19 protein-coding genes and 2 pseudogenes are annotated in these 22,958 nt (G+C 66.6%); 9 read left to right on the top strand and 12 right to left on the bottom strand.

From position 1 onward, the window contains the following. The first annotated feature begins 51 nt into the window (after window positions 1-51). From WS96_RS06295 to WS96_RS06270, 6 genes are all read left to right on the top strand, one after another. Window positions 52-2,220: a TcfC E-set like domain-containing protein gene (locus tag WS96_RS06295; protein WP_059831259.1), complete on the top strand. Its 2,169-nt coding sequence runs from the start codon at window positions 52-54 to the stop codon at window positions 2,218-2,220. Next, window positions 2,217-2,903, top strand: a complete 687-nt coding sequence (locus WS96_RS06290; protein WP_156443592.1) for a pilus assembly protein — start codon at window positions 2,217-2,219, stop codon at window positions 2,901-2,903. The genes WS96_RS06295 and WS96_RS06290 overlap by 4 nt, the downstream gene beginning before the upstream one ends. After that, window positions 2,903-3,382 carry a hypothetical protein gene (locus WS96_RS06285; RefSeq protein WP_059831347.1) on the top strand — a complete coding sequence of 160 codons (480 nt, stop codon included), beginning with the start codon at window positions 2,903-2,905 and terminating at the stop codon, window positions 3,380-3,382. The genes WS96_RS06290 and WS96_RS06285 overlap by 1 nt, the downstream gene beginning before the upstream one ends. A 103-nt stretch (window positions 3,383-3,485) precedes the next feature. Beyond that, window positions 3,486-4,031, top strand: a complete 546-nt coding sequence (locus WS96_RS06280) for a hypothetical protein (RefSeq protein WP_059831258.1) — start codon at window positions 3,486-3,488, stop codon at window positions 4,029-4,031. A 69-nt stretch (window positions 4,032-4,100) separates the two neighbouring features. Further along, window positions 4,101-5,072: a hypothetical protein gene (locus tag WS96_RS33575; RefSeq protein ID WP_156443590.1), complete on the top strand. Its 972-nt coding sequence runs from the start codon at window positions 4,101-4,103 to the stop codon at window positions 5,070-5,072. A gap of 149 nt (window positions 5,073-5,221) precedes the next feature. Continuing rightward, window positions 5,222-5,881, top strand: coding sequence for a hypothetical protein (locus WS96_RS06270; RefSeq protein ID WP_257127945.1), 660 nt, complete (start codon window positions 5,222-5,224; stop codon window positions 5,879-5,881). A gap of 476 nt (window positions 5,882-6,357) precedes the next feature. Here the strand turns inward: WS96_RS06270 and WS96_RS06265 are convergent, their stop codons facing one another. The 9 genes and pseudogenes from WS96_RS06265 to WS96_RS06225 all read right to left on the bottom strand — a co-directional run bounded on the left by WS96_RS06265 (window position 6,358) and on the right by WS96_RS06225 (window position 17,615). Beyond that, complete coding sequence (locus WS96_RS06265) at window positions 6,358-7,395, bottom strand: acyltransferase family protein (protein ID WP_059831255.1); 1,038 nt, start codon at window positions 7,393-7,395, stop codon at window positions 6,358-6,360. After that, window positions 7,392-8,546 carry a hypothetical protein gene (locus WS96_RS06260; protein WP_257127944.1) on the bottom strand — a complete coding sequence of 385 codons (1,155 nt, stop codon included), beginning with the start codon at window positions 8,544-8,546 and terminating at the stop codon, window positions 7,392-7,394. Before WS96_RS06260 ends, WS96_RS06265 begins: the two co-directional genes overlap by 4 nt. Then, window positions 8,536-9,813, bottom strand: coding sequence for a polysaccharide biosynthesis protein (locus WS96_RS06255; RefSeq protein ID WP_059831341.1), 1,278 nt, complete (start codon window positions 9,811-9,813; stop codon window positions 8,536-8,538). The genes WS96_RS06260 and WS96_RS06255 overlap by 11 nt, the downstream gene beginning before the upstream one ends. Window positions 9,814-9,829: 16 nt before the next feature. Beyond that, the gene (locus tag WS96_RS06250) at window positions 9,830-10,987 is read right to left on the bottom strand and encodes a polysaccharide pyruvyl transferase family protein (protein WP_059831253.1); all 1,158 of its coding nucleotides are present in this window, start codon (window positions 10,985-10,987) and stop codon (window positions 9,830-9,832) included. Continuing rightward, on the bottom strand, window positions 10,984-12,219 hold the full coding sequence (locus WS96_RS06245; protein ID WP_059831252.1) for a glycosyltransferase: 1,236 nt from the start codon (window positions 12,217-12,219) through the stop codon (window positions 10,984-10,986). The genes WS96_RS06250 and WS96_RS06245 overlap by 4 nt, the downstream gene beginning before the upstream one ends. Beyond that, entirely contained in the window at window positions 12,216-14,513 is a 2,298-nt protein-coding gene (locus tag WS96_RS06240) for a polysaccharide biosynthesis tyrosine autokinase (protein WP_059831250.1), read from the bottom strand. The genes WS96_RS06245 and WS96_RS06240 overlap by 4 nt, the downstream gene beginning before the upstream one ends. Continuing rightward, a complete protein-coding gene (locus WS96_RS06235) occupies window positions 14,510-15,007 on the bottom strand; it encodes a low molecular weight protein-tyrosine-phosphatase (RefSeq protein ID WP_059831248.1) in 498 nt (165 codons plus the stop codon). Before WS96_RS06235 ends, WS96_RS06240 begins: the two co-directional genes overlap by 4 nt. Continuing rightward, a pseudogene (locus WS96_RS06230) lies at window positions 15,004-16,150 on the bottom strand (polysaccharide biosynthesis/export family protein). The gene WS96_RS06235 and the pseudogene WS96_RS06230 overlap by 4 nt, the downstream one beginning before the upstream one ends. 52 nt (window positions 16,151-16,202) lie before the next feature. Beyond that, window positions 16,203-17,615 carry an undecaprenyl-phosphate glucose phosphotransferase gene (locus WS96_RS06225; RefSeq protein ID WP_059831247.1) on the bottom strand — a complete coding sequence of 471 codons (1,413 nt, stop codon included), beginning with the start codon at window positions 17,613-17,615 and terminating at the stop codon, window positions 16,203-16,205. Window positions 17,616-18,478: 863 nt separating this feature from the next. Between WS96_RS06225 and WS96_RS06220 the strand changes: the two genes are divergently transcribed. Together WS96_RS06220 and WS96_RS06215 are read left to right on the top strand one after the other, a co-directional pair. Further along, window positions 18,479-18,805 (top strand): thioredoxin family protein, encoded by a 327-nt coding sequence (locus tag WS96_RS06220; protein ID WP_059793617.1) that lies wholly within the window; start codon window positions 18,479-18,481, stop codon window positions 18,803-18,805. 10 nt (window positions 18,806-18,815) lie between these two features. After that, the gene (locus tag WS96_RS06215) at window positions 18,816-19,235 is read left to right on the top strand and encodes a secondary thiamine-phosphate synthase enzyme YjbQ (RefSeq protein WP_059831245.1); all 420 of its coding nucleotides are present in this window, start codon (window positions 18,816-18,818) and stop codon (window positions 19,233-19,235) included. A gap of 36 nt (window positions 19,236-19,271) precedes the next feature. Here the strand turns inward: WS96_RS06215 and atsR are convergent, their stop codons facing one another. The 3 genes from atsR to WS96_RS06200 form a co-directional block, all read right to left on the bottom strand. After that, a complete protein-coding gene (gene atsR, locus WS96_RS06210) occupies window positions 19,272-21,083 on the bottom strand; it encodes a hybrid sensor histidine kinase/response regulator AtsR (RefSeq protein WP_059831244.1) in 1,812 nt (603 codons plus the stop codon). A 1-nt stretch (window position 21,084) separates the two neighbouring features. After that, window positions 21,085-21,588: a molybdopterin-dependent oxidoreductase gene (locus WS96_RS06205; RefSeq protein WP_034205624.1), complete on the bottom strand. Its 504-nt coding sequence runs from the start codon at window positions 21,586-21,588 to the stop codon at window positions 21,085-21,087. A 63-nt stretch (window positions 21,589-21,651) separates the two neighbouring features. After that, the gene (locus WS96_RS06200; protein WP_034205623.1) at window positions 21,652-22,524 is read right to left on the bottom strand and encodes a response regulator; all 873 of its coding nucleotides are present in this window, start codon (window positions 22,522-22,524) and stop codon (window positions 21,652-21,654) included. A gap of 357 nt (window positions 22,525-22,881) precedes the next feature. Here WS96_RS06200 and WS96_RS33570 point away from each other — a divergent pair. Next, window positions 22,882-22,958 (top strand): annotated as a pseudogene (locus WS96_RS33570) (sel1 repeat family protein); the annotation flags it as partial.

The following is a 22,958-nucleotide window of genomic DNA, read 5'->3' as shown; positions in this document are numbered from 1 at the left end:
GCAGAACTGAAGGTATCGTACGGCGTTCCGGATGGATTCAGCGCGGTGGAGATGGACGACGGCGCGAATTACGTGGCCACCTTCAACGGGCGAACGCTCCCGGGGGTTATCGGGTACTCGCCGGAGAAGGCGGCCCTCACGTTCGATGCGGATCGGTACAAGGAAAACGGCATTTCTCCGGAGGATATCGATACCTTAACGAAGGTCGTTTCCAAACTGGACTACAAGCGTTGCAGCAAGGGATGTGACGTCGAGATCGACGGTTATTACGTGACCGTCGACAAAATGAAGCGGTCGATCTCGATTCGCGATACGCGCGACGACTATATCGCGCCGCCGACGAGCCTCGGCATCGTCAACAATCAGTCGGTCGACTTGCGCGCCGCGTCCGACGGTTACCGGACGGCGAACATCAACGGCAATACCTGGATCGGCTTGCCGTCGCAGAGTTTCGGCTATCTGAACTGGTATGCGAACCGGACCGAGTCGCGCCATTACCGCGGTAGCACGCATGGCCTGTCGTCATATCACGTGCAGAAGAATTTCGCGGACACGTATGTGCGGATCGGCAAGCAGAACAGCATCGACTATGCGTCGGGGTCGGTCAGCACGTTGCTGTCGCCGAGCTTCGACCAGTTCGTGACGGTTGGCAGCCAGACGCACCTGCAGGTCAACAACAACGCGGGTTCGCTGATTCTTTATGCGACCGCGGAAGGCAATTACGAGTTTTACCGCGACGGCCGTCTGATCACGAAGCGTCCGGCGGTGATCGGCCGCAACGAGATCAGCTACGCCGATCTGCCCGGCGGCTATTACCCGGTGGAAGTGCGTCTCGTCGACCGCAACGGCAACCTGATCAGCCGCGAAACGCGCGAGATCAACAACCTGAACTTCAGCGCGGCAGGGGGCGGCAACGCATGGCACCTGACGGCCGGCAAGGAGATGGACAACGGCGGGCTGCTCGTCGAAGCCGGAATGAGCCGGAACCTGAAGCAGTTCTATCTGAACACGTCGATGCTCGCGGGGCACGGCGGAGATTGGGCGACGGAAGTGAATGCGACGCGTCCGACGCAGATCGCGGGCGTCGACGTCACCCCGACCCTCGGCGTGCTGGCCGGCGAGCGCGGCGTGGGCGGCTACGTGAATATTTCGCTGGCGAGCGACGCGCTGGGGGTGCTGACGGCGAGCCGCTACCAGAATACCGACGTGTCGCGCTTCTATCGCGGGCAGCCGAGCACGGCCGTCTCGTATAGCCGGAACGTGCGCCGCGCGATCGTCGGCTACAACTACCGGCAGTCGAACGCGGGTGCGACGCACCAGGCGGAAGTGCGCTGGAACTATCGGCCGAACGGCCTGTGGAGCACCTTTGCACTCGGCGTGCAGAAGGGCGGTTTTCAGCGCGGCAGCAACGGCTATGGCGTGTATTTCAACATGACCATGACGCTGGACAAAGTGCAGTCGAACTTCAACGCCGCGTACTCCGGCGGGCAGGTGCAATTGAGCGGCGACGTTCGCAAGGATTTCCAGGACGGCTTCGGCACGAGCACCGTCGGGATGACGGCGAGCCGCGTGGGCGGTGACTACGCGGTCAATGTATATGGCAGCCGTTCCGGCACGCGCGGCGACGCATCGCTGAATGTCGGTCGCAGCAGCGCCGCCAGCAACGTGGATTTCAACTATCGCGGGATGGTGGCGGCGAGCAAGGACGGCGTCGCGTTCGGGCGTTATAGCTCGAGCGGCAGCGCGATGCTGCTGAAGACGCCGGACCTGGCCGGCATGCGCTACGGCTTCACCGTCGAGGGCAGCCCGGTCGCCGGCGACAGCACGTATGCGGTGCCGCTGAACGCATACAGCGACGTCGCGTTCGCGCGCGTGCTGAGCAGCAGCGACGATCTCGACATGAATATCGAGGTGCCGGCGAACATCGTGCGCGCGCATCCGGGGCAGGTCTATGCAGCCAAGGCGCGCGTCGAAATCAGCATGATCTACAGCGGTTTCCTCGCGGATGCCGACGGCAAACCCGTCAGCGGAACGATCGTCGAAACCGGCGACACGGTGCACCGAAACGGGCTTTTTTCGGTCGTCACCAAAAAGATGATGAAACGGATCACTGTGGACGACAGTGGCCGCCGCTACAGCTGCGACCTGAAGGATGCCAAAGGCAGTTCCTTCCGCTGCGACGCGGTGGCGCTCGCAAATACTGAAGAGGTCACGGAATGAAGATGAACTGGAGAACCGCGTTGCCCGTGCTGTGCGGGCTGCTGACGGCCGCGATTTCGCCGGCCCGCGCCGAAGGCGAGCTGATGGTGATGCCCGCGACGACCAAGCTGTTCAATGCTCACGAGCAGAAGGTCACCGTCAAGAACATGGGAGACGCGCCGCTGTACCTGAACATTTCGGTGCAGAAGGTCGAGAATCCGGGCATGACCCCGGAAAAGAAGGTCGACCTCGGCGATCTCGCGCATCCGGGCATGCTGGCCAGCCCGGACAAGCTGACGCTCGGCGCGGGTCAGACGCGGGCGATCGTCCTGAAGTCGCTGGCGGAACCGGAGCAGGAAGCACTGTATCGGCTGTACATCGTGCCGGTCAGATCGCTGAAGGTCGATGACGCGCCGAAGGACAAGATCACCGCGCCGATGTCCGTCGCGATCGGCTACGGTGTGCTGGTGCGGCACATGCCGCCGCCCGGCAAGCAGCGCGCGGGCTGGACCCATCGTTGCGAGCGCGGCGGGCTGACGCTGGAAAACACCGGCAACGTCCGTCAGATCTTCAACGAGGTGACGATCGGCAAGGAAGCGTCACCGCAGACCGTCGCCGTGTTCCCGGGCACACCGCAGCATTTCGCGGTCAAGCGGATGTCGTTGCGTGTCGACGGCGAACCTGCGGTGCTCGAATGCCCGTGATGAATCGCGCGTGGCGGTGGGTGCCCGGCATGCTGGCGGCGCTGTATTGCACCGGCAGCATGGCCGCCGGCGTGCTGAAGTTGTCCCGCACGGAGATGACGCTGGCGCCGGATCGGCCTGGCGGCGAACTGATCGTCGAAAACAGCGGCGATACGCCGCTCTATCTGAACGTCGAACAGGATCTCGTCGCGAATCCCGGCGACAGGCCCGAGCGTCTCGTGCCGGTGGCGGACGTTGCGGCACCGGGTTTGTTGGTGCTTCCGAATCGGCTCGTGCTGGCGCCTGGTCAGCGGTATCGCATGATCGTGAGGGAACTGGCCACGCCGGCGCAATCGCAGGTCTGGCGCGTGACGTTCCGGCAGAAGACGCAAATTGCCGTCGACGCGTCATCGCACGAAGCAGCGCCCACGCCGATATTCGTCAACCTGGGCTATGGCGTGGTGATCTACCAGCTCGGTGCCGACCGGTTGTCGAAATGACGCCGCGATGCACCCGCGCATCGGTCCGGCCGATCCCGCCTCAAGGAAAACGGTGGCAGCGTTGTCCGGACATCGCTGCCGCACTTAACTCGCAGGAGATTCAGTGAACATATCCGCATTCCGCCGATGGCTGGTCGTCGTGTCGTGCGTGCCCGCCGTCGCGCTGGCGTACCCCTTGAAGTTGAACGGTAAGGCGCAGAGTAAGGTGACGGCACACGTGGTCAAGACGGATGTGCTCGAAGTGACGGACGACAAGGGTGGATGGTTCTCCAACCTGGAGATGCAGCAACTTGGCGGGTGGGATACGCCCTATGAAGTCCAGGCGCGTCTGCGCGTTGTGTCGACGAGCGGAACGTTCCAGGTTCGCATCGACGAGCCGCTCGTCATCCGCAACCAGTCCGACGCTGCCCAGGTGTTTCGCGAGCCGAAGGTGACGATGGGCAACGAGGGCGGCGAGCAGAAAATTCTGTCGGTCGACCGGAGCACGCTTTTTCAAAACCCGGCTTCGTCCTTGCCTGGTGAGAATTCGGTCGGCTTCTACACGCTGGCGATTTCGGCCTATCCGCCCGAGGGCGATTTCAGGAGCACGACCGGCACCTATGGCGGTGTGTTGTCGATGACGTTCGAACCGGTGACCAGGAAGCCATGATGCCGTGCCGTTTTGCAGCACGAAACGGATATCGGAGGTGAGTGGATTGGTGAAGAATCGAGGTGAAGAATGTATCGAAAGCTAATCAACGCGGTGCTGGCATTGTGCTTTTTCGCTCACGTCGGAAATGCGCACGCCTACATACTCATACTGGATAATCTGAGCAGTGGCTATAGCAGTTGCTCATGGGTTGACAACGGCGATGGCACGAGTCGGGTCGGCGTAACGATCGCTTACAAGGCGGCCGCAGGCCACACGGGCATTGCCAAGTTCGCGTCGCGCGGAATCTTGGTTTATGGCTATGACAAATCCGGTACACCCAATACTACCCGCCGCGTGACCCAGAGCGTCTCCATGGATGGCACTATCAGCAATGGCGTGTTTATCGGAGATGGCTATTTCATGTACAACGGCGGCGCCAGTGATACTGCATGGAAGAATCAGGATGCGATGGTCGTAAGAGTCGAGGCAGTCGTCATTAATGCGGCGATTGGAGCGTGGCCGGCCATCGCGATTCGAGCGGGAAACTATACGTCCGGTGACGACGTTGGCGAGATCAACGGTGCAGCCTATCTTGCCCGCGATGCTCTCGACGGTACCTGCACGGTGGTCGATCCAACGGTACCGCCGCCGCCTCCGTTCGCGCTCGGCGTGACGGCGCCGGATTGGGATCTCGGTGAATTGCCACGCGGCGATTCATCCAAAACGCTTTCGCGCCCAGTCGATCAGCTCTGTTTCACCTACCCGGAGCTGGGTGTCGGGATGTCGTTCGTCATCGACGCGGACAATGCCAACGGCCGCAACGGTAACCGTTATCGACTCGCGAATGTCTCGGATCCGACGCAAACCATCAGCTATCGCGTCACGCTGGACGGCGGTACGCGCACGCTGTCGCTGCCGAATGTCGGCAATATCGCGTCTACGTTCACGTCGAACGGACGCACATGCTTCACTCCGACTTTCGAGACTTCGGTGGATGAGCGGGCACTCGACGGAGATTACTTCGATGTGTTGACGTTTACCGTCACTACGCGATCATAGCCGTGCTCATCGGCTGTCCCCACGGCGTTGCGCCGTTCCGGCTCGAAGCGGCGCGAACTAAACGAATCGGTCGTTCGCGCCGCTCGAATCGCTCCAGGGTGGCCGGGAGCAACCGGCGGCCCACGGCGCTCATTGACCGGCACCTCATCATGAGATCACTTTCTTCCTTCCTTCCCTCGGCATGCCTCGTGTCGAGCCTTTTCATCGCCGTGCCATCGGTCGCTGCCATCGACGTGATGCCGAAAGAGACAACGGTCGGTGCGAAGGCGGAGACGGTTCGTATCGTCAACAACGGCGATCGTCCCGAATATGTCGTCATTTCGCTGTCGCGCCTGCTGAATCCCGGTATGCCGCTGGAAGACGAGCGGCTCGAGCCCGTAGGCGACGAGACGCGGCCGGCGCTCTATGCGTTTCCGTTTCGCATGAGTCTCGCGCCTGGGCAAACGAAGACGCTCACGCTCAAGCCGCTGCGCCCGGTCGACACGGAAGCGGTATATCGGCTCGATGTCAGGCCGGTGGTGAAGGTGCTAGGCGCGGAGCAGAAGAGGTCGTCCGCGAGCGTCGCCGTGAATCTCGCCTTCAGTACGCTGGTTCGCCAGTTGCCGGCCACGCCGCGCGAAGGGTTGTCCGTCGAGTGTGACGCGAGCGGCGCGAGTCTGACGGCGACCGGAAACGTGCGCTATCGCGTAACGGGCGCCCGTGCGGACGGGCGCGATCTGGATGCCTTCAACGTCTATCCGGGCGTGCCGCTCGCCGTGAGCGGGCATATCGTGACGATTCCCGGGCGGCCGTCGTGTCGCGGCGGGTAGACCGGCATAGTCGCTCGATGTCGACGAGCGGCGGCACTTCGGAAGGTAAATTCCCGAGTCCGGTTCAACCGCATTGAACCATGCTGTGTCGGCAGCGCTGGCCATGCGGTGCAAGTCCGTCGAGCAGGCCTGTCTTCGGCGTAATCCACGATGTTGCGCGCCCAACTGAAACAGGGTGCGACGTGCTGTTGCAGTTCGCCCGTCGATCTCGCTGTCTTTCAGATCTCGTGTGAAAACTTGTCGACCCGGCCGATGTCGGCCAGGTCCTTTTCTGCTTCGCCGGCGTTGCGCCATATGATCCGATTCATGATCGGGCGTGTTGAACCGGGCGCGGGTCGTGCGTGCCGGGAATGTCCCGCGAAGCCGGCGCGACGATCGCAGGCAGTCCGTCGTCGGCGTACAGATGTTGCCGGTCGATTCGCAGGTCGCGCGATGCAGCGTTGCCGCCTGCCGTCGATTCCCACGTGCCATTGCAATCACGACGATTTCGGCAAACGTCCCGGCAGCCGTCGCGTTCGATTCAGCGTCGCCAGCATCGGCTTTTCAATCCAGACATGACATCCGTAACCCGATACGCCGACGGCGAGCAGGATCGCGGCACTTGCGCCGATACCACCCGGCGTATCGAACGCTGCGCGCAACCCCATGAGCTTCGCGGCGAAGCCGATCACATACGGATGGATCAGGTAGATCGAATAGCTGGCGGCTCCGAGCGCGGCCAGAGCGCGGCTTTTGATCGTCCAGCCGTGCAGATCGAGCGCGATCAGCGCGACCACTAGCACGCACGCAGCGCCACCCCACCATGCGGCGCGGGCGAACCCCGCCGGCGTGCCGTGCCAGACGGGGAGCAGCGCCATCGTCGCGAGCCCGACGACGGCGAGCGCTGTCCACACGCGCGGCCCGACGCGGTGGCCGATTCCGGTTTCCAGCAACCAGTAGGCGAGCACGCCGAGGCCGAACTCGAGCACGAACGGCTGCCCGAGATGATCGGCGACAGCGCTCGACGTGCCCATCGCCGCGACATACGCGCAAAACAGCGCAAGCAGCGCCGCGGCGAGCGCGGTCGCGTACCGTGCGCACACCAGTACGAGCGCACCCGCCACGACGACGTAGAACAGCATCTCATATTCGAGCGTCCAGCCGTTCAGGTTCAACGGGCCCCAGTGGCCGTTGTCCTTCACGTACGGAATGAACAGCAGCGACTTGACGAGATAGGCGGCGCTGGCCGTCGTCGTGTTCAGCCACTGCGGCCGCCAGGTCGCGATCGCGAAGACGCCGAGCGTCGTCAGCCAATAGAGCGGCACGATGCGGATCAGCCGCTTGCGAAAGAATGCGCGGCCTTCGCACGGCGCGACACAGGACATGATGAAGCCGCTGATCACGAAGAAGAGATCCACACCGGCCTGTCCGGCCGGCAGGATGCCCATGTGATAGCCGACCACCGCGAGCGCCGCGAACGCCCGCGCGCACTGAATGTTCCGAAAGAAGGGATTGCGCTGACCGAGCGTGTTCATGTGTGTTTCCAAAACGGGCGCCGGCGCTCGGCGACGCCGTGGCGGGCGGGGCCCGGCCGATAGTCGCGGCCCCCGGCACGGGCATGGCGAATGTGCGACGCGTGCGTGTCGTTCGCTGCGCGACTTGCTTCCCGGCCACGCCCCACGCGTCCCGCGAACTGCATCGCACAGAACAGCGCCACGCTCGACAGATGGCGCGTGTAGCTGCCGAGATCGGGCTCGAACAGCATCGACACGGCGACGTGCCCGATCACGAGGCAAGCGAGCAGTTCATACGAGCGACTCACGCCGCGCGTGCGGCGCCATACCGACGCGAGCGCGATCCAGACGAACGCCTGCATCACGATCTCCTTCGGCCCCGGCATGAACAGCGCCGGCAGGTTCAGCCGGAACATCCCGTACAGATAGTTCGCGCAGAAGGCCGCGAACGAGACCGGCTCCATCGGATTGCGGAAGCTGGTGCGCGCGCCGAACGGCGAGCCGTATGCGAGGTAATCGGCCGCCATGTCGCGCGGGTGCTGCAGCAGGTAGTACGCATCGTTCGGCAACACGAACAGTGCGGCGGGGATCGCCAGCGCCAGCCAGACCTTGCCGCGCCACGACACATGCCTGAACACCCACGCGACCAGCGCGATCGCGAGGATCAGCGCGAAATAGCTGCGCACGAGCGCCGCGTAGCCGGCGTAGAGCATCACGGCGGCGGCGAGCGTCACGGCGAACTGCCGCCGTTGCGCGATGCCGGCCAGCGCGATCGCCATCAGGACGACGATCGTGTCCTTGCTCGCGACGAACAGGTTGAAGAACACGCACGGCGCGAGCAGCACGAGACAGGCGGCCATCGATCCGACTCGCGTGCCGTGGCCGATCACCCGCCAGATGCACAGCGCGCCGATCGTCGCGACGAACAGGTGCGTGCCGGTTTCGCCGAGCATCGCGTAGAACCGGGCGACCGCGTCGAACGACGTGCCGTCGTAGGTGCCCGAGCCGCCGATCTGGCTCTGGATCTTCTCCGCGTCGCGGAAGACGAATTCCGGCAGGAAGGCGCCCGCCTTTGCATAAATGCCCCAGTAGACGAGCACGGTTGCGGCGGCGATCGCGCGGATCAGCCCGCGGCTGAGCGCCGGCCCTGCGAGGAGAAGACTACGCAGCATCGGACAACCCCTCCCCGAGCGGCACGGCGGCGTGCGTTCTCGCGCCGCGCACGACGATCAGCGCGAGTGCCGCAACGATGCCGGCACTGGCTGCCAGATGGGCGAGCGCCGCGCCTGTCGTGCCCGAACGCCCGATCAGCAGCCACGCGAGCGGCGCCCACGCGGCGGCGACGGCGGCCATCGACAGCGTGACGACCAGCCCCACGCGTAGCGCGATGGCGGCCGTCCACAACACGTCGCCGGCCGAGCGCAGCGCGAACGACACTAGCAGCACGGCCAATACGGCGACCTCGCGCGCGCCGGCCCGCTCGTGCGCGAACCGGAACAACGGGCCGTGCACGACGAGAATCGCGATGGCGGCGATCACTGTGACACCGACGGCCGCCGCTATCGCGCGACGCAATTGCGGGCCGAAAGCGGCTGGGTCGACGGCGAGCGTTTTCACGAAACCGGGCCCGGCCGTGACGGCGACCGTCGCGAATGCGATCGTCTGCACGGCGCTCGCGATCGACCAGGCGAACACGTAGCGGCCGAGCGCATCGGCGCTTGCAAGGCCGCCGGCGATGAAGCGTTCCGCGTATTGCAGCGATGCCAGGAGCACGCCGGCCAGATAGAACGGCAGGCCGTGCCGCCACACCGCGAACAGTTCGCGTCCCGCCGGCGCGCGATGGGCCTGCGCCGCATGCGGCGCACGACGCGCGAGCGCGGCGAGACTGCGCCAGCACACGGCGACGACCAGCACATTGCTCGCGAACCACAGTGCGAAGACCGCCTCGATCGAATGCAGGATGCCGGCGAGCAGCCCGCCGCTGGCGACGGCGGCCCATGCGCCGGTGCGGCCGAACAGCAGCAACGAGCCCGCACGGGAGCGGTGCAGCGAGAACAGCCACGCGTTGGCTTCGAATGCGGCGTGCTCGGACAGCACGACGAGCAGCATGCCCCACAGGAGCGACGTCGGGACGCCGAGCGCGTGCGCGGCGCTGCCGCCCGCCGCGCCGAGCGCCAGCACCGCCAATAGATAAAGGCCGGCGAACACGCCGCACAGCCTGCGCGCCGTACCGACGGCGGGAAGCGGATCGCGTGCGCTCAACTGCCGGTTGAGTTCGGCGCTGAAACCGAGCCCGAGCACCTTCGACGCGATCACGGACGCGGCGACCGCGAGCCCGTAGGCGGCCAACGCGTCGAAGCCGAGCGTGCGCGCGACGACGATCGCGAGCCCGAATTTCAGGCCGAGCGAGGAGAAACGGAGCAGAAGTCGAATGAGCATGTGGATTCCGCCGAGGTCAGGCGGCGCGGGCCGCGCGCAGCGCATCGATCACGCGTGCGCGACCGGTGCGGATGTGTGCGAACCCGGTTTGCGCGGTCTGCCAGAACGACGCCGCCGCTTCGGGCGCGAGCACGGTGCGCGCGACGGCGTCCGGATCGAAGTCGGCGCCGTTGACGACCCAGTCGCCGAGCCGCAGATCCGCGTAGGCGCCGAAGCCCTTGCGTTCGTAGCTGAGATGGAACGCGGGCACGCCATGCAGCACCGATTCGAGCGCGCCGTGCAGACGCACCGAAATCACGCGGTCCGGCGTGTCCGTGTCGAGCAGCGTCCTGAGCGGAACGAGCGTGTCGCGGATGCCGATGCTGCGGTAGTACGCGATGTCGTCGTTGCCGCGCCCCGTGCTCTGCACCGCGAAGCTGATCCGGCAGGCCGCACCGATCTGCGCGACGAGCCGCGCGATCGACTGCGCGTAACGCATCCGTTGCGCGCGGCTCCATTCCGGGGCGCGGCGCAGTACGAACGCGACATGGCGAACCTCGTCGTGGCTTCGCGCGGCGGCGCGGGTCAGGATCGTGTCGCGGCGATGCTCGAAGTCGAGCACGGCGAGATCGGGCGCGCGCCGCGTGTTCGGATTGGCGGCGAGGAAGGCGGCCGACCGGTCGTCGCGCACGAACACACGGTCGAACGAGGCGAGCAGGCGCTGCAGGTGCGCGCCGACCGGCGCCGCGTGCCGCGCGGGCCCGATGCTTTGCGGCAGGTACACGGTCGGTTTGCCCGACGCGTGCGCCGCGCGCATCTGCAGCAGGTGGCCGGCCTCGAGCTTGAGCGCTTCGACGGGACCGCGCGCGCGCAGATAGCCGCCGCCGACGCCGGCAATCAGGTCGACGCCCGCGAGCAGGCGGCGCAAGTCGGCCAGCCGCGCGTTCGCGGCAACCGGCAACGCGGCGCGCGCCGCGCCGCTCAGGCGGCGCGTGCCGTGTTCCGCGAGCACGGGCGCCGCGCGCACGTCGGCATAGGCGGGGAACGATCCCGGATCGGCGGCGACGATCGATACGCGGGTCGCGTCGCCGAACGCTTCCTTCAGCAGTCCGATGGAGAGATCGACCAGCAGGCCGTCCCCGGAATTGCGGGCGCTGTACGCGTGCAGCAGCGCCACGTGGGTGGACGAGGTCATGAGGTCTCCTTGGGAACGAGGCTGCGATAGAGATCGAGGGTGCGGCGCACCATCGCGTCCGCGGAATGGCACCGGGCGGCCGGCACGCAGCGCGCGCGCATCGCGCTGCGCAACGCGGCGTCGCGTGCGAGCGCGACGACGGCGTGCTTGAAATCGGTCGTGTCGTCGTCGTTCGGCACGACTACCCCGATCTCGCTGGCGCGGATCAGTTCGGCCGCGCCCGCGACCTGCGACGCGACGATCGGCACGCCGGCCGCCATCGCTTCGAGGCAGACGTACGGGAAGCCTTCGTAGCGGCTCGGCAGCGCGAACAGGTCGAATGCGGAGAAGTAGCGGCTCGCATGCTCGACGACGCCCGCGACGTGAAGGTTCGGCGGCCAATACTCGGCCTCGGGGCCGGCTGCCGCGTTGAAGTCGCCGGGGCCGATTGCGACGAATTGCACGTCGCGGTTGCACTGGCGATGGACGGCACGCGCAATCCGCACGAGCCGGTCGACGCCCTTCTGGTGGTCGAAGCGCCCGACGAAACCGACGACGATCGCGTCGTCCCGCAGGCCGAGCGCTTGCCGCGCGTCGTGTCGCGGCATCGTGTCGGGCGGCCTGACGCCGTTGGCGATCGTCTTGACGCGGTGTGCGGGAATGCCGAGCGCGTCGCGAAGATGCCGTGCCTCGTCCTCCGATACGGCGATGATCCGGTGCGTGCGCAGCCGGCCGAGCATCTGCTCGATCGTGCCGTAGAAACGGCGCTGCAGACCGTTCAGCGACGGATTGAGCGTATAGACGGCATGCGGCGTGTAGACCTGACGCCACGGGCCGATGCATAAGCGCGCGATCGCCCCCGCCTTCGAGCTGTGGCTGTGCACGATGTCCGGCCGGATCCGCAGCAGGCAGCGGTACAGCCGGACAACCGCGAGCGCATCGCGCCAGCCGACGTGCCGTTGCATCGGCACGCGATGCACGCTCGCGCAACGGGACAGCACGCGCGCGTCGAGGGTTTTGTCGTCGAAGCGCGGGCCGTCGGGCACGATCAGGTGCACTTCGATGCCGTGAACCGCGCTCAGCCCGTCGATCAGATCGGAAAGGTGGGTGGCCACGCCGCCGCCTGCCGCTTCCGCGACGAGCGCGATGCGCAGGCGCGGCGCGCCGGTCGTGCGGGTTTCGGCGGCGCGCGGCGCCGGCGCATGACGGGCGTCGCGGGCTGCCGCGTGGTCGACGCGATGGATGTCGCTCATCGCTCACCCCCGCGCCGCAACCGCGCGGCGAGTGCCTGCAGCGCGCGTCGGCCCGGCCATGCGGCGCGACTGCGCGACGGCGCATAGCGGTACTGCGCATAGCGGTACGCGCCGTAGCGCGAGCCGTAGCGCGTCGTGCGCGGGTCCACGCCGTTGAGCACCACGCCGCTTGCCGCGACGCCGTTGTGCGCGAGGCGACGCGCGGCCTCGCCGAGCTCGGCGATACGCGTCGAGGCCGCGCGGGCGACGAGCAGCACGGTGCCCGCGTGGCGGCCGAGCGCGACTGCGTCGCTGACGGCGAGAATCGGCGCCGCGTCGATCACGACGCGGTCGTAACGTGCGGACAAGCCATCGAGCAGCGCCTCGACGCGCGCGTCGGCGAGCCATTGAGCCGGGTGCTCGGGCATCGCGCCGGTCGCGATGAAATCGAGATTCGGCAGCACGTTGCGGCGAATCGCGTCCTCCGGCGTCACGTCGCCGGACAGCAGTTCGGCGAACCCGGATTCGCGCGGCATCCCCAGCGATTCGTGCAGATAGCCCTTGCGAAGATCGCCGTCGACGAGCAGCACGCGTTCGCCGCCGGCGGCCAGCAGCGCCGCGAAATTCGCCGCGACGAACGACTTGCCCGCGTCGGGCACGGGGCCCGTCACCAGCAGCACGTTGTTGCGCGCGTCCTGCATCGCGAAGCGCAGCGCGGTATGCAGGCTGCGCAGGCTTTCGATCGCCGGGTCGTGCGGATCGCGCGCGCTCAGCAGGTGGGGCGCCGGCAGGCGCTGGGCGCTGCGCCGGGCGACGCGGCGCTGACCCGCCGAGGCGGGGACGGTCGCGTAGACGTCGATGCCGAGATGCCGCTCGATCTCGTCGGCATCGCGTACGCCGCCGTACAGGTGGTCGCGCACGAACGCCAGCGCGACGCCGAGCACGAGCCCGGCCAATGCGGCCGCCGCGATCACGACCGGCCGGTTCGGCCGGACGGCGTCTTCCGGCACGATCGGCATGTCGACGATGCGCACGCTGCCGGTCTTGCCGGCCCTGACCAGTTCGAGCTGCTGCGCGTTGGCGAGCAGGGCCGTATAGAGATCGGTGTCGACTTTCACGTCGAGCATCAGCCGCAAGGCCTCCTGCTGCAGGTCCGGCAAGCCGCGCACGCGGTGTTCGAACGCCCGTTGCTCGCGCGCGAGCGTGGCGAGCTGCGCATCGAGCGCGACCATGTCGGGATGGCCTGGCGCGAAGCGCGACGCCATCTCGTCGCGCTTTTGCTGCAATTCGAGCCGCCGGGTGGCCGTGTCGGCCGATTGCTGCAGCAGCAGTTTGGCTTCCGCGTCGAGATCGATCGTGCCGTTCGCGTTGCGCAGGTTCGTATAGCGCTGCTCGGCGTCCTGAAGCTGCTTCTTCAGGACCGGCAACTGCGCGTTGAGGAACGCGAGCGACTGCGCCGCGTCGGCGGACTTGCGCTCGATATGTTGGCGGATGTAGTGATTCGCGACCGCCTGAAGCTGGGCCTGCACGCGCTGCGGGTCGGTCCCGCGCAGCGTGGCGACGATCACGCCCGACTGCTTGATCTTTTCCTGGACGTCGAGCCCGCGGCGCAGCGTGTCGATCGTTTCGGCGCGCGATTCGCGCACGAGCGTGAAGCGCGTGCCGGGAAGCGCGTCGATGCGCGCGACGTCGATCGCGACCGGGCCGTCGGCCGTGCCGAAGGTGTGCGGCTGGCCGATCGTGCCGACGACGGGCGCCGGTAACGCAGCACCCGCGAGCCGGTAGCGGCCGGCGTCGAGCATCGACAGTTCGAAGCGTTCGCCTTCGAACGATTTCGGCACGTCGAAGCGCACGAGTTCGGCCGACTCTTTCGCCCATGCGTAGCCGCCCAGACCGAACACGCCGGGGCGCGCAACGCCGGCATTGAAGCGCGACGCGAACTCGCCGACGAGGGGGAAGCGCTTCGGCTGCACGACGATGTAGCTGCGCAATTCGTCGACCGCGCGCGTGACGACGAGCCGCGACGCCAGAATTTGCGCTTCGGCCGACGCGCTCGACTTGACGTCGAACAACGACGATACGTCGCCGAGGACGCTCTTGGCGGCGGAGGTGTCGCCGCTGTCCTCGACCTGCACCATGATGTCGGCCTGGTATTGCCGAGGCGCGAGGAACGCGTACAGCGACCCCGCGCCGACGCACGCCGCGGTGACGGCGGCGATCAGCCAGCGCTGGGCGACGAGCACGTCGATCGCGCCGGCGAGATCGAGCTCCGTGTCGCGATCGTGCGACCGCTCGTGAAGAGGTGTGGATGTCATCGATTCGATTCCGAAAGCGGAGAAGTAGGGGGAGGCGGCGGCACGATGCGCGTGCACCATGCGTCGACGCCGCGCTCGATGAGCCGCAAGCTGTGCTCGAACGCCGCACGCGTGCCGAGATACGGATCCGGCACGTCGAAACCGGACGGAAGGCCGGTCGAAGAATTGGGCAGGCCGAGCCGGAACACGCGGCCGCGCAGCGCCGGCTGACACTGCTCGAGCCAGCGTTTCTGCGCGAGGTCCATCGTCAGGATCAGATCGGCGCGCGCCGCGAGCCCCGTCGGCAGGCGGCGTGCGCGATGCGCGGCGATGTCGAGGCCGCGTGCGCGCATCAACCGAACCGCATGCGGATCGGCGGGCTGGCCGTCGTGCGCGCCGATGCCGGCCGACTGCACGTCGACACCCGGTAACCGCGCACGAAACAGGGCCTCGGCCATCGGGCTGCGGCAGAGGTTGCCGATGCACACGACGAGCAGGGTGGCGACCGGCTTCATTTGACGGCGAGCGCGGCGGTCGCGCTGGTGTTGACGCCCGGCAGCAGCAGGCTGAGCACGCGGCTGAAGCGCACGAGACCGTTGCCGTCGACATAGACGATGTCCTTCGGCTGCAGCTCGAACTCGTTGGCGAGCACCATCGACACCGGCGAGCGCGCGTCGAGGTGGAACACCTGCGGGGTGTCCGTGCCGGCGCCGCGGATCACGAACATCTGGGCCGCGTCGGCCGTGGCGGCGTTCACGCTGCCGGCCTGCGACAACGCGTCGGACAGCGTCAGCCGGCCGTCGCGCAGCGGTGCCGCGAGCGCCGGCTTGTTGACTTCGCCCATCACGTATACGCCGTAGTCGCTACGGGACGGCACGTGAAGCAGATCGCCTGCGGCGAGTACGACGTCGGCCGGGTTGCGGCCGTCGCGCAGCATCCGGCTCAGGTCGAGCGGATAGCTGCGGCCGTCGCGCACGAGCGTCATCCGGCTCTGGTCGGCGGCCGGGCTCAGGCCGCCTGCGCGACCGAGCGCTTCGTAGAGCGTCATCGGCACGTCGTTGACGGGCTGGTTGCCGGGCGTACGAACCTCGCCGTCGATATAGACCTGCTGCGAGCGGAACGACGCGACGCGCAGCGTCACCTGCGGATCGCGATAGACGCGCGACAGCGCGCCGGCTATCCGCGCCTGCGCGGCCTCGGTCGTCAGCCCCGCAACCGGTACGTCGCCCGCGAACGGAAACGACAGGTTGCCGCGCGGATCGACGACGAAGCCGGCGACCGGATCGGCCGCGCGCGGGGTGCCCTGCGGCGCCGCGCCTTGCGACGGCCAGCTCGGGGTGATCCCAGACGGTGACCTGCAGTACGTCGCCGATGCCGATCCGGTATGGGCCGGCCGGCGCGGCGAGCTGGTCCGGCCGGATGTGCTGCTCGCGCGCTTGTGCGGCGAGTTGCCGGATCAGGCCGGCGTCGATCCGGGTCATCCGGAACGGCGGCGCGCCGTCGGCAGCCGTGCCGTCGGCCGCGCCGGGCGCCGTGCTCATGCGCATGCCGGGCGCGAACGCGCAGGCCGACAGCGCGATGCAGAGCGTGGCGGTGAGCAGCCGGCGCGCGACGGCGGGATGCGCGAAGCCGCTCTGCGCGTTCAGTGCGGTTTTCATGAGGTTTCCTTATCGTGTGCCGGCAACCGGGGAAGCGGGCGCCGCGTGCGTATCAGTACGCGTTGCTGTGGGTCCAGCCGCGCAGGACGGTGGCCATGACGATGCGCATGTCGAGTGCGAACGACCAGTTGCGCAGGTAGTAGAGGTCGGCTTCGACGCGGCGCCGCATCTTCTCGACGCGTTCGGTTTCACCGCGCAGGCCGTGGATCTGCGCCCAGCCGGTAATGCCCGGCTTGACGCGATAGCGATGGATGTAGCCGTCGACGACCTTCCGGTACAGGTCGTCGTGTTCGAGCGCATGCGGGCGCGGCCCGACGACGGACATCTCGCCGCGCAGCACGTTGATGAACTGCGGCATCTCGTCGAGGCTGGTACGGCGCAGGAATGCCCCCACGCGCGTGATGCGCGGATCGTCGCGCGTCGCCTGCCGCACGGCGTCGTGGTCGTCGTGGAGCCGCATCGTGCGGAACTTGATGATCGTGAACGTCTTGCCGTTGGCGCCCTGGCGCTGCTGCCGGAACAGGACGGGGCCTTTCGACGAAAGCCGGACCGCCAGCGCGATCGCAAGCAACAGCGGCGCGGTGGCGATCAGGACCGCGGCCGCGAACAGCCGGTCGAACACGGCCTTCTGCAGCAGCGCGCGGGACGACAGCGGCGAAGCGACCAAGTTGATCGCCGGCGTGCCGACCAGATCGATCAGTTGGCCGTCGAACATCGCGAGCCGGCCGATGTCCGGCACGAGCCGGATGTTGACGAGATCGTCGCGGAACGTGTCGAGCACGGCCATCACCGTGCGGGCTTCGTCGATCGGCAACGCAAGCCAGATTTCGGGAATCGCGTGCGCGCGGACATGCCGCGCGAATGCGTCGAGCGACCGAAAGGACGGCACGTCGATGCCGTGCTCGCGGGGCACGCCGCCGAAGTCGAGCGTCGCGGCCGCGCGAAAGCCGGCCGACGGCAACTCGCCGATGCGCTCGAGCAGTGCGTCGCGATGCGTGCCCGCGCCGACGATGGCGACGAGGCGGTCGCCGTCCCGAGCGCGCGCGATCCGCTCGAGCGTCGTGCGGGCGACGAGCCGCGACGCAACGAGCGCGACGCCGCTCGTCGCGGTCCACAGCAGATGCCAGTAGGGCGAAACGTTCAGCGCGGGGAGGAGGGCCCGCATCACGAGCGCGGCGCTCGCCTGGGCGAGCAGCCACGCGAAAGCGGTGACGGCGGCGGTGCGGTATGTCGAACGGCCGAGCGACAGGTGATTGAGACGGAATGCAGGAAACAGCACCAGCGCGAACGTTGCGGCGCAGGCGACGTTCGCGAGTTCGGCCGCTCCGCCGGTGTCGGGCTCGGGCAAGGCCAGCGCCGCGACCAGTGCGCCGGCCGAAATCAGCACGACGTCGGATGCCCTCGCGATCGAGCCGCCCGCGTTCTGCGACGCCTGCCAGCGTCGCCCTTCGAAAGACGTATCCATATACCCCTGTTGCTATCGTTCTGTTTGGCCCTGCGCCGGCCGCCATCCCGATTCCGCACGCAAGGCGGCCCATCCGGTGAATACCGGATGCGACGGCTTCATTGCGCGGAATTGGCAATCGATGGACGGGAGCGCTGCTTGACTTGCTGTCGGTCGGACGCATTGCGCCGGTGCTTTCGGATCGCGTTTGCGTGGCACGAATGCTTGCAAAACGTTGCGATCGAATCGACCGGGTCAATTTTCGGTAAGTGGGGTACCGATTTAAATAGAACGTCTACTAAATGGGAGTTGGATGGTTTGGTACATGTACGAATGATCGGCGATGGGCCCGCATCGTCATTTTTTGATGCAGCCAATTCGTGACGTCGCAAGCGGGCGCCAGGCGTGACGGGGCGTGCGAGTACAGCGACGCGCGATGCGGGACGCGGCGCGGGATGGGCGGCGCACAGGGTGGATCAGCGTCAGGTCGCAAAGCGATGCGTCTCGATACGGACAATCTCCGCTCCGGCCGGCCTGTATGTCGCGATGCAGGGGCCTGTGATTTCCGTGCGCTTTTACAGGTCGGATGCCTTTGATGCCGACACGGCTTTGCGTTGCCGAAGCCGATTCGGTTCGGCGATGCAGTGCGGCGCATTCATGGTCGAGTCCTTCGCTGGCGGGAACGGTTCGCATGCCGATCCCGTCGCGACGGCGCGGCACTCCGAGTCGCGTCGTTCCGACAGGTGCGCAAAGGCACGCCGATCCTGCGCCGGACCGCCCGGCAGCGCGCGATTTTTTCCGCTACAGTAGGAAATCGAAGGCTGCGCGCGCCTGCATCGGGCTGGCGCGCGCAGTCACGTTCCGCCAACGTACACGAGGGACTGATGGACACCGAGCAACGCTACACCGCCAACGCGCCGACCCGCGCGGAAGTCGACGCATTGAGCGGCGCAACCGTCATCGAATTCGGCGCGAACTGGTGCGGGATCTGCGCAGGCGCGCAGCCCGCGATCACGGCGTCGTTCTCCGAGCATCCTGCCGTGCGGCACCTGAAGATCGAGGACGGCCCCGGCCGTCCGCTCGGTCGCTCGTTCGGCGTGAAGCTGTGGCCGACACTGGTATTCCTGCGCGATGGGGTCGAAGTCGCGCGGGTCGTGCGCCCCGCCGACGCGAAGCAGATCGAAGCCGAAGGCTTCGCCGCGCTGGGCTGAGGTCATGGCAATGCAACAGGCCGTCACGCACGTCGGCGTCGATACGCGCGGCAGCGGCCTCGTCGAAATCACGCCGCAGGTACGAGCGTTCGTCGACCAGCAGGCGATCCGCACCGGCCTGCTCACCGTGTTCTGCCGCCATACGTCGGCGTCGCTGCTGATCCAGGAGAATGCGGATCCGTCGGTGCAGCGCGATATCGAACGCTATTTCGCGACGCTCGCGCCCGAGGACGACACGCGCTACGAGCACGACACCGAAGGCGCCGACGACATGCCCGCGCATCTGCGCACGGCGCTCACGCAGGTGCAGCTGTCGATTCCGGTCGAGCACGGGCGCATGGTGCTCGGCACGTGGCAGGGGATCTATCTGTTCGAGCATCGGCGCGCGGCGCACCGGCGCGACGTCGTGCTGCATCTGATCGGCGAGTAGACGAGCAGGGAACGCGCGATGCCGCGTTGGCGCGGCTCAGGCGAGCAGCTTCTCGACGAGCGCGCCGAGTTCGCGCAGGTGGACCGGCTTCGGCAGGAATGCGTCGAACACCCGCTGGTCCTCGCGCAGCGCTGCCGATTCATACGCGCTGACGCCGAGGATCGCCGGATGCCGGCCGTCGTCGTCCGGTTCCGCCACCGCGCGGATGCGCCGCGCCACGTCGAATCCGCTCAGATCCGGCAGTTCGAGATCGAGCACGACGAGGTCGTAGCGGCCCGTACCGAAGCGCGCGACGCCTTCCTGCCCGGTGCCGCACAGATCGGCCTCGATGCCGAGCGCCGACAGCATCGCGCCGAGCGTTTCGCGCGCGTTGTCGTTGTCGTCGACCACCAGCGCGCGCCGCCCGAGGTGCGCCGGCACGGGCATGTCGGCCGCGCTGCCGCCCGCGCCCGTATCGACGCCGGGTACTTCGACGGGCAGCGTCACGACGAACTCGCTGCCTTCGCCGACCACGCTGCGCACGTCCACATGGCCGCGCAGCGTCGTCACGATTTCGCGCACGACCGCGAGCCCCATGCCGATTCCGTCCACGTGCAGTCCGACCGCGTCGTTCGCGCGATAGAACGGCTCGAAAATTTTCGGCAGATGCTGCTTCGCGATGCCGGCGCCGGTGTCGCGCACGACGATCCTCACCTGTCTGCCGGCCGGCGCGTCGGCAAGCGTGATCGCCACCGTGATCGAGCCGCCGACCGTGTACTTGACCGAGTTCTCGATCAGGTTCGACAGCACTTGCCGCAGCAGCTTGCGATCGGAGCGGATCGCGAGGCCGGGCGGCTCGACGAGCTGCGTGACCGCGATCCGTTTCGCCACGATCTTCTCGCGCAGCGGTTCGAGCACTTCGGCCAGCAGCGGCGCGACGCCGACGGTATCCAGTTCGGCGATGCGCTTCGTCGAGCGCAGCTTGATGTAGTCGGTGAGGTCCTTGACGAGCGCTTCGAGCGACAGCGCCGAATTCTGCAGCCGCCGGATCGTCTTCAGGTTCGCGTCGGACTGCGCTCGCGCGAGCAGGATCTCGATCGATCCGCAGATCGCCTGCAGCGGCGTGCGCAGTTCGTGGCTGACCATCCCGAGGAATGCGTTCTTCGCCTCGATCATCTCGAACGCGCGGTCGGACGCCTTGCGTTCCGCATCGAGCGCCGCTTTTTGCCGTTCGAGCAGGTCGTCGCGCGTGCGCATCGTATAGAACAGCAGCAGGAACAGCGCGCACAGGATCACGCCGAGCACGATGCCGAGGATCAGGATCGCGCGCTGCTTGTCCTTCAATTGATGGAACGTGAAATCGCGCTGCGCCATTTCGATCGCGCGGAAGTAGTTCGCGAGACCGTTGACCTTCGGCCAGTACGCAGTGACTTCGTCGATCACCTGCCGCGCCTGCTGCGGCGAATCGCGCAGCAGCGGCACCTCGCGCTTCAGGCGCGTCATGAATTCGCCGAGCGCGTCGATCTCGTTGCGCGCGCGCGGGATGCGCAGCCAGTATTCGGACACTTCGGACGGCCGCTGCAGGAATCCGAACGACACCGACAGGCTGTCGAGCTGCATCTGGACGTGATCGAAGTCTTCGTCCTCGTGCGTCGCGTACAGAATCAATTGCCGGTCGAAGCGCGTGTAGACGTTGCGGTACTGCGCGGCGGTCCAGAACACGCCTTCGCGCGGCCCCTCGAGCACGCCCTCGTTGACCGAGGTGGCGAGAAGATCCCACAGCAGGAACGCCCACGCGGCGAACCCCATGATCCACAGCGAGCCGAGGACCAGGATGATTTTTCTATTTTTCCATCGCCGCCGCGTCATTTCACTTCACGGTCAGACCGATGATCTGCCATGCGAACTTGGCTTCGCCGAGCGGCGTTTTCAGCTCGTCGGGATACTGGTCGCGCGGATACATGATCCACAGCGGGCCGTAGTTGTCGTTGCCGAGCACCTTGCCGTTCATCGTCCGCGCGAGGATCACGCCGTACTTGTCGGCGTCGGACACGGGAATCGTGAACGTGTATTCGTCGATGCAGCGGAATTCGATTTGCGTGCCGTGCGCGCCGACCGTCTTCAGCACGTCGGACAGGCGCGGGCCGGTGAAGGTCGCCTTCGGCGTCCAGCTCGTCGACGTGACGATCGTATGCTGCGGCAGCGCCATCAGCGCCTGCTCGGAAAACACGTAGGTCATTTTCCCCTGCTGGTTGCTCTTGCCGATCTTGCCGTCGACGGTGAACGTGAACGACGAAGCGGCCCATGCCGCGGCGGCCATCCCGAGCAGGCAGGCCGTCAGCAGGCTTTTGGTCCAGATGGTTGAAATGCGCATGTCTTTCCCCTCGGTCTGGTGGTTGGTGTAGCCGGTTGTCGTCCCAGCGTCGGTTTCCGGTTCTCAGTTCGTGGCCGCCGCGGCCGGCAGCGTGAGTTTCAGTTCGCGGGCGACTTCCGCGAACAGGATCGGCAGGCGCACCGGCTTTTCTTCGCAGCGCGCGTTGTAGTGCGACACGATGTGCGCGATCTCGTCCTCGCTCGCTTCGCCGGTCGAGATCTTGCCGGTCAGCAGGAAGATCGGCGCGCCGCTGTTCTCGCTCGAGCGGATGCCGCGCACGAGTTCGGCGGCCGTCTGGTCGCCGAGCATCCAGTCGAGGATGTAGCCGTCGAAATCCTCGACTTCCAGCGCCTTGCGGAAGCTCGCGCCGTCGAAGTACGGAATGGCGTTCACGCCTTTCTCGATGAAATATTCGCAGACCGTTTCGGCGACGTCGTGCGAATCGTCGACCACGGCGATCCGCGCCGCATACACGTTCGGCTGCGCCGAGCGCAGCTCGATCACGTCGACCGGATACGTGCGGCCCTCGCGCGCGTGCTGGCGTTCGGTGACGATCCATTCGCCCTGCCATTGCAGCGCGACGAAGTCCGTTTCGATCTGGCTGGTGGCCTTCGTCGAGATCGCGGCGCGGCAGCGCAAGCGCTTCGACTCGATCACGAACGTCGCGTCGATCATCTCCGCCGCGGCCGGCTGCGTGCCCTTGTCGTCGAGCAGGATCGCGGGCGGCACGCCGAAGTGCGTCGCGATGTCCTGCAACTGCGACAGGTTCCACGGGATCAGGCCTTTCATCTTGCGCGTGACGACCGAGAAGCTCAGACCGAGCACGTTCGCGATCGTCGTGTTGTGACTTCGCGGCGGAATGCCGTTCCGGTTCAGGAGATCGCGCACCTTGTTGGCGGTGATGAGATCGACGTTGGCCTGCTCGGTGGTGGACATCTCGATGGGGTCTCCAGGGGTTTTGGCGAGGAAGAGCATATCAAAGCTGACGCGCTACGCAAACTTCAAACACGCGAATGGCCTTGACATGCCATTTTTCTCCATTATTATTGCTCACCACGTCACTATTGTTTGTTGCGTCATGTTTGGAGATCGATACCGGCACAGTCGGAGCAGCGACAAGCGGCAACACTGAAGCAGTGACCGAACGATTCGAAGAGAGAGCCTGAGAGAGCCTTGGCAGCGTGTCGGCGTGGGCGGATTGTATCCGCTGCGCCGCACGCAACCGGGTAAGCGCTCGCGGGGATGGGATAGCGCGAAGAATTGCGGCGCCAATAAAACTTGAGGAAAGTACCAATGTATCGCCGTTTACTCGCACCGGGGCTGCTGTTGCTGTTGGCCGCGTGCGCGCAGGATCCGTCGGTCACCGCCGG

This window comes from Burkholderia sp. MSMB1835, assembly GCF_001526365.1.
In the GTDB taxonomy this organism is placed as follows: Bacteria; Pseudomonadota; Gammaproteobacteria; order Burkholderiales; family Burkholderiaceae; genus Burkholderia.
Note: the sequence above shows the minus strand (reverse complement) of the source record. Positions and strands in the feature narration are given on the sequence as shown.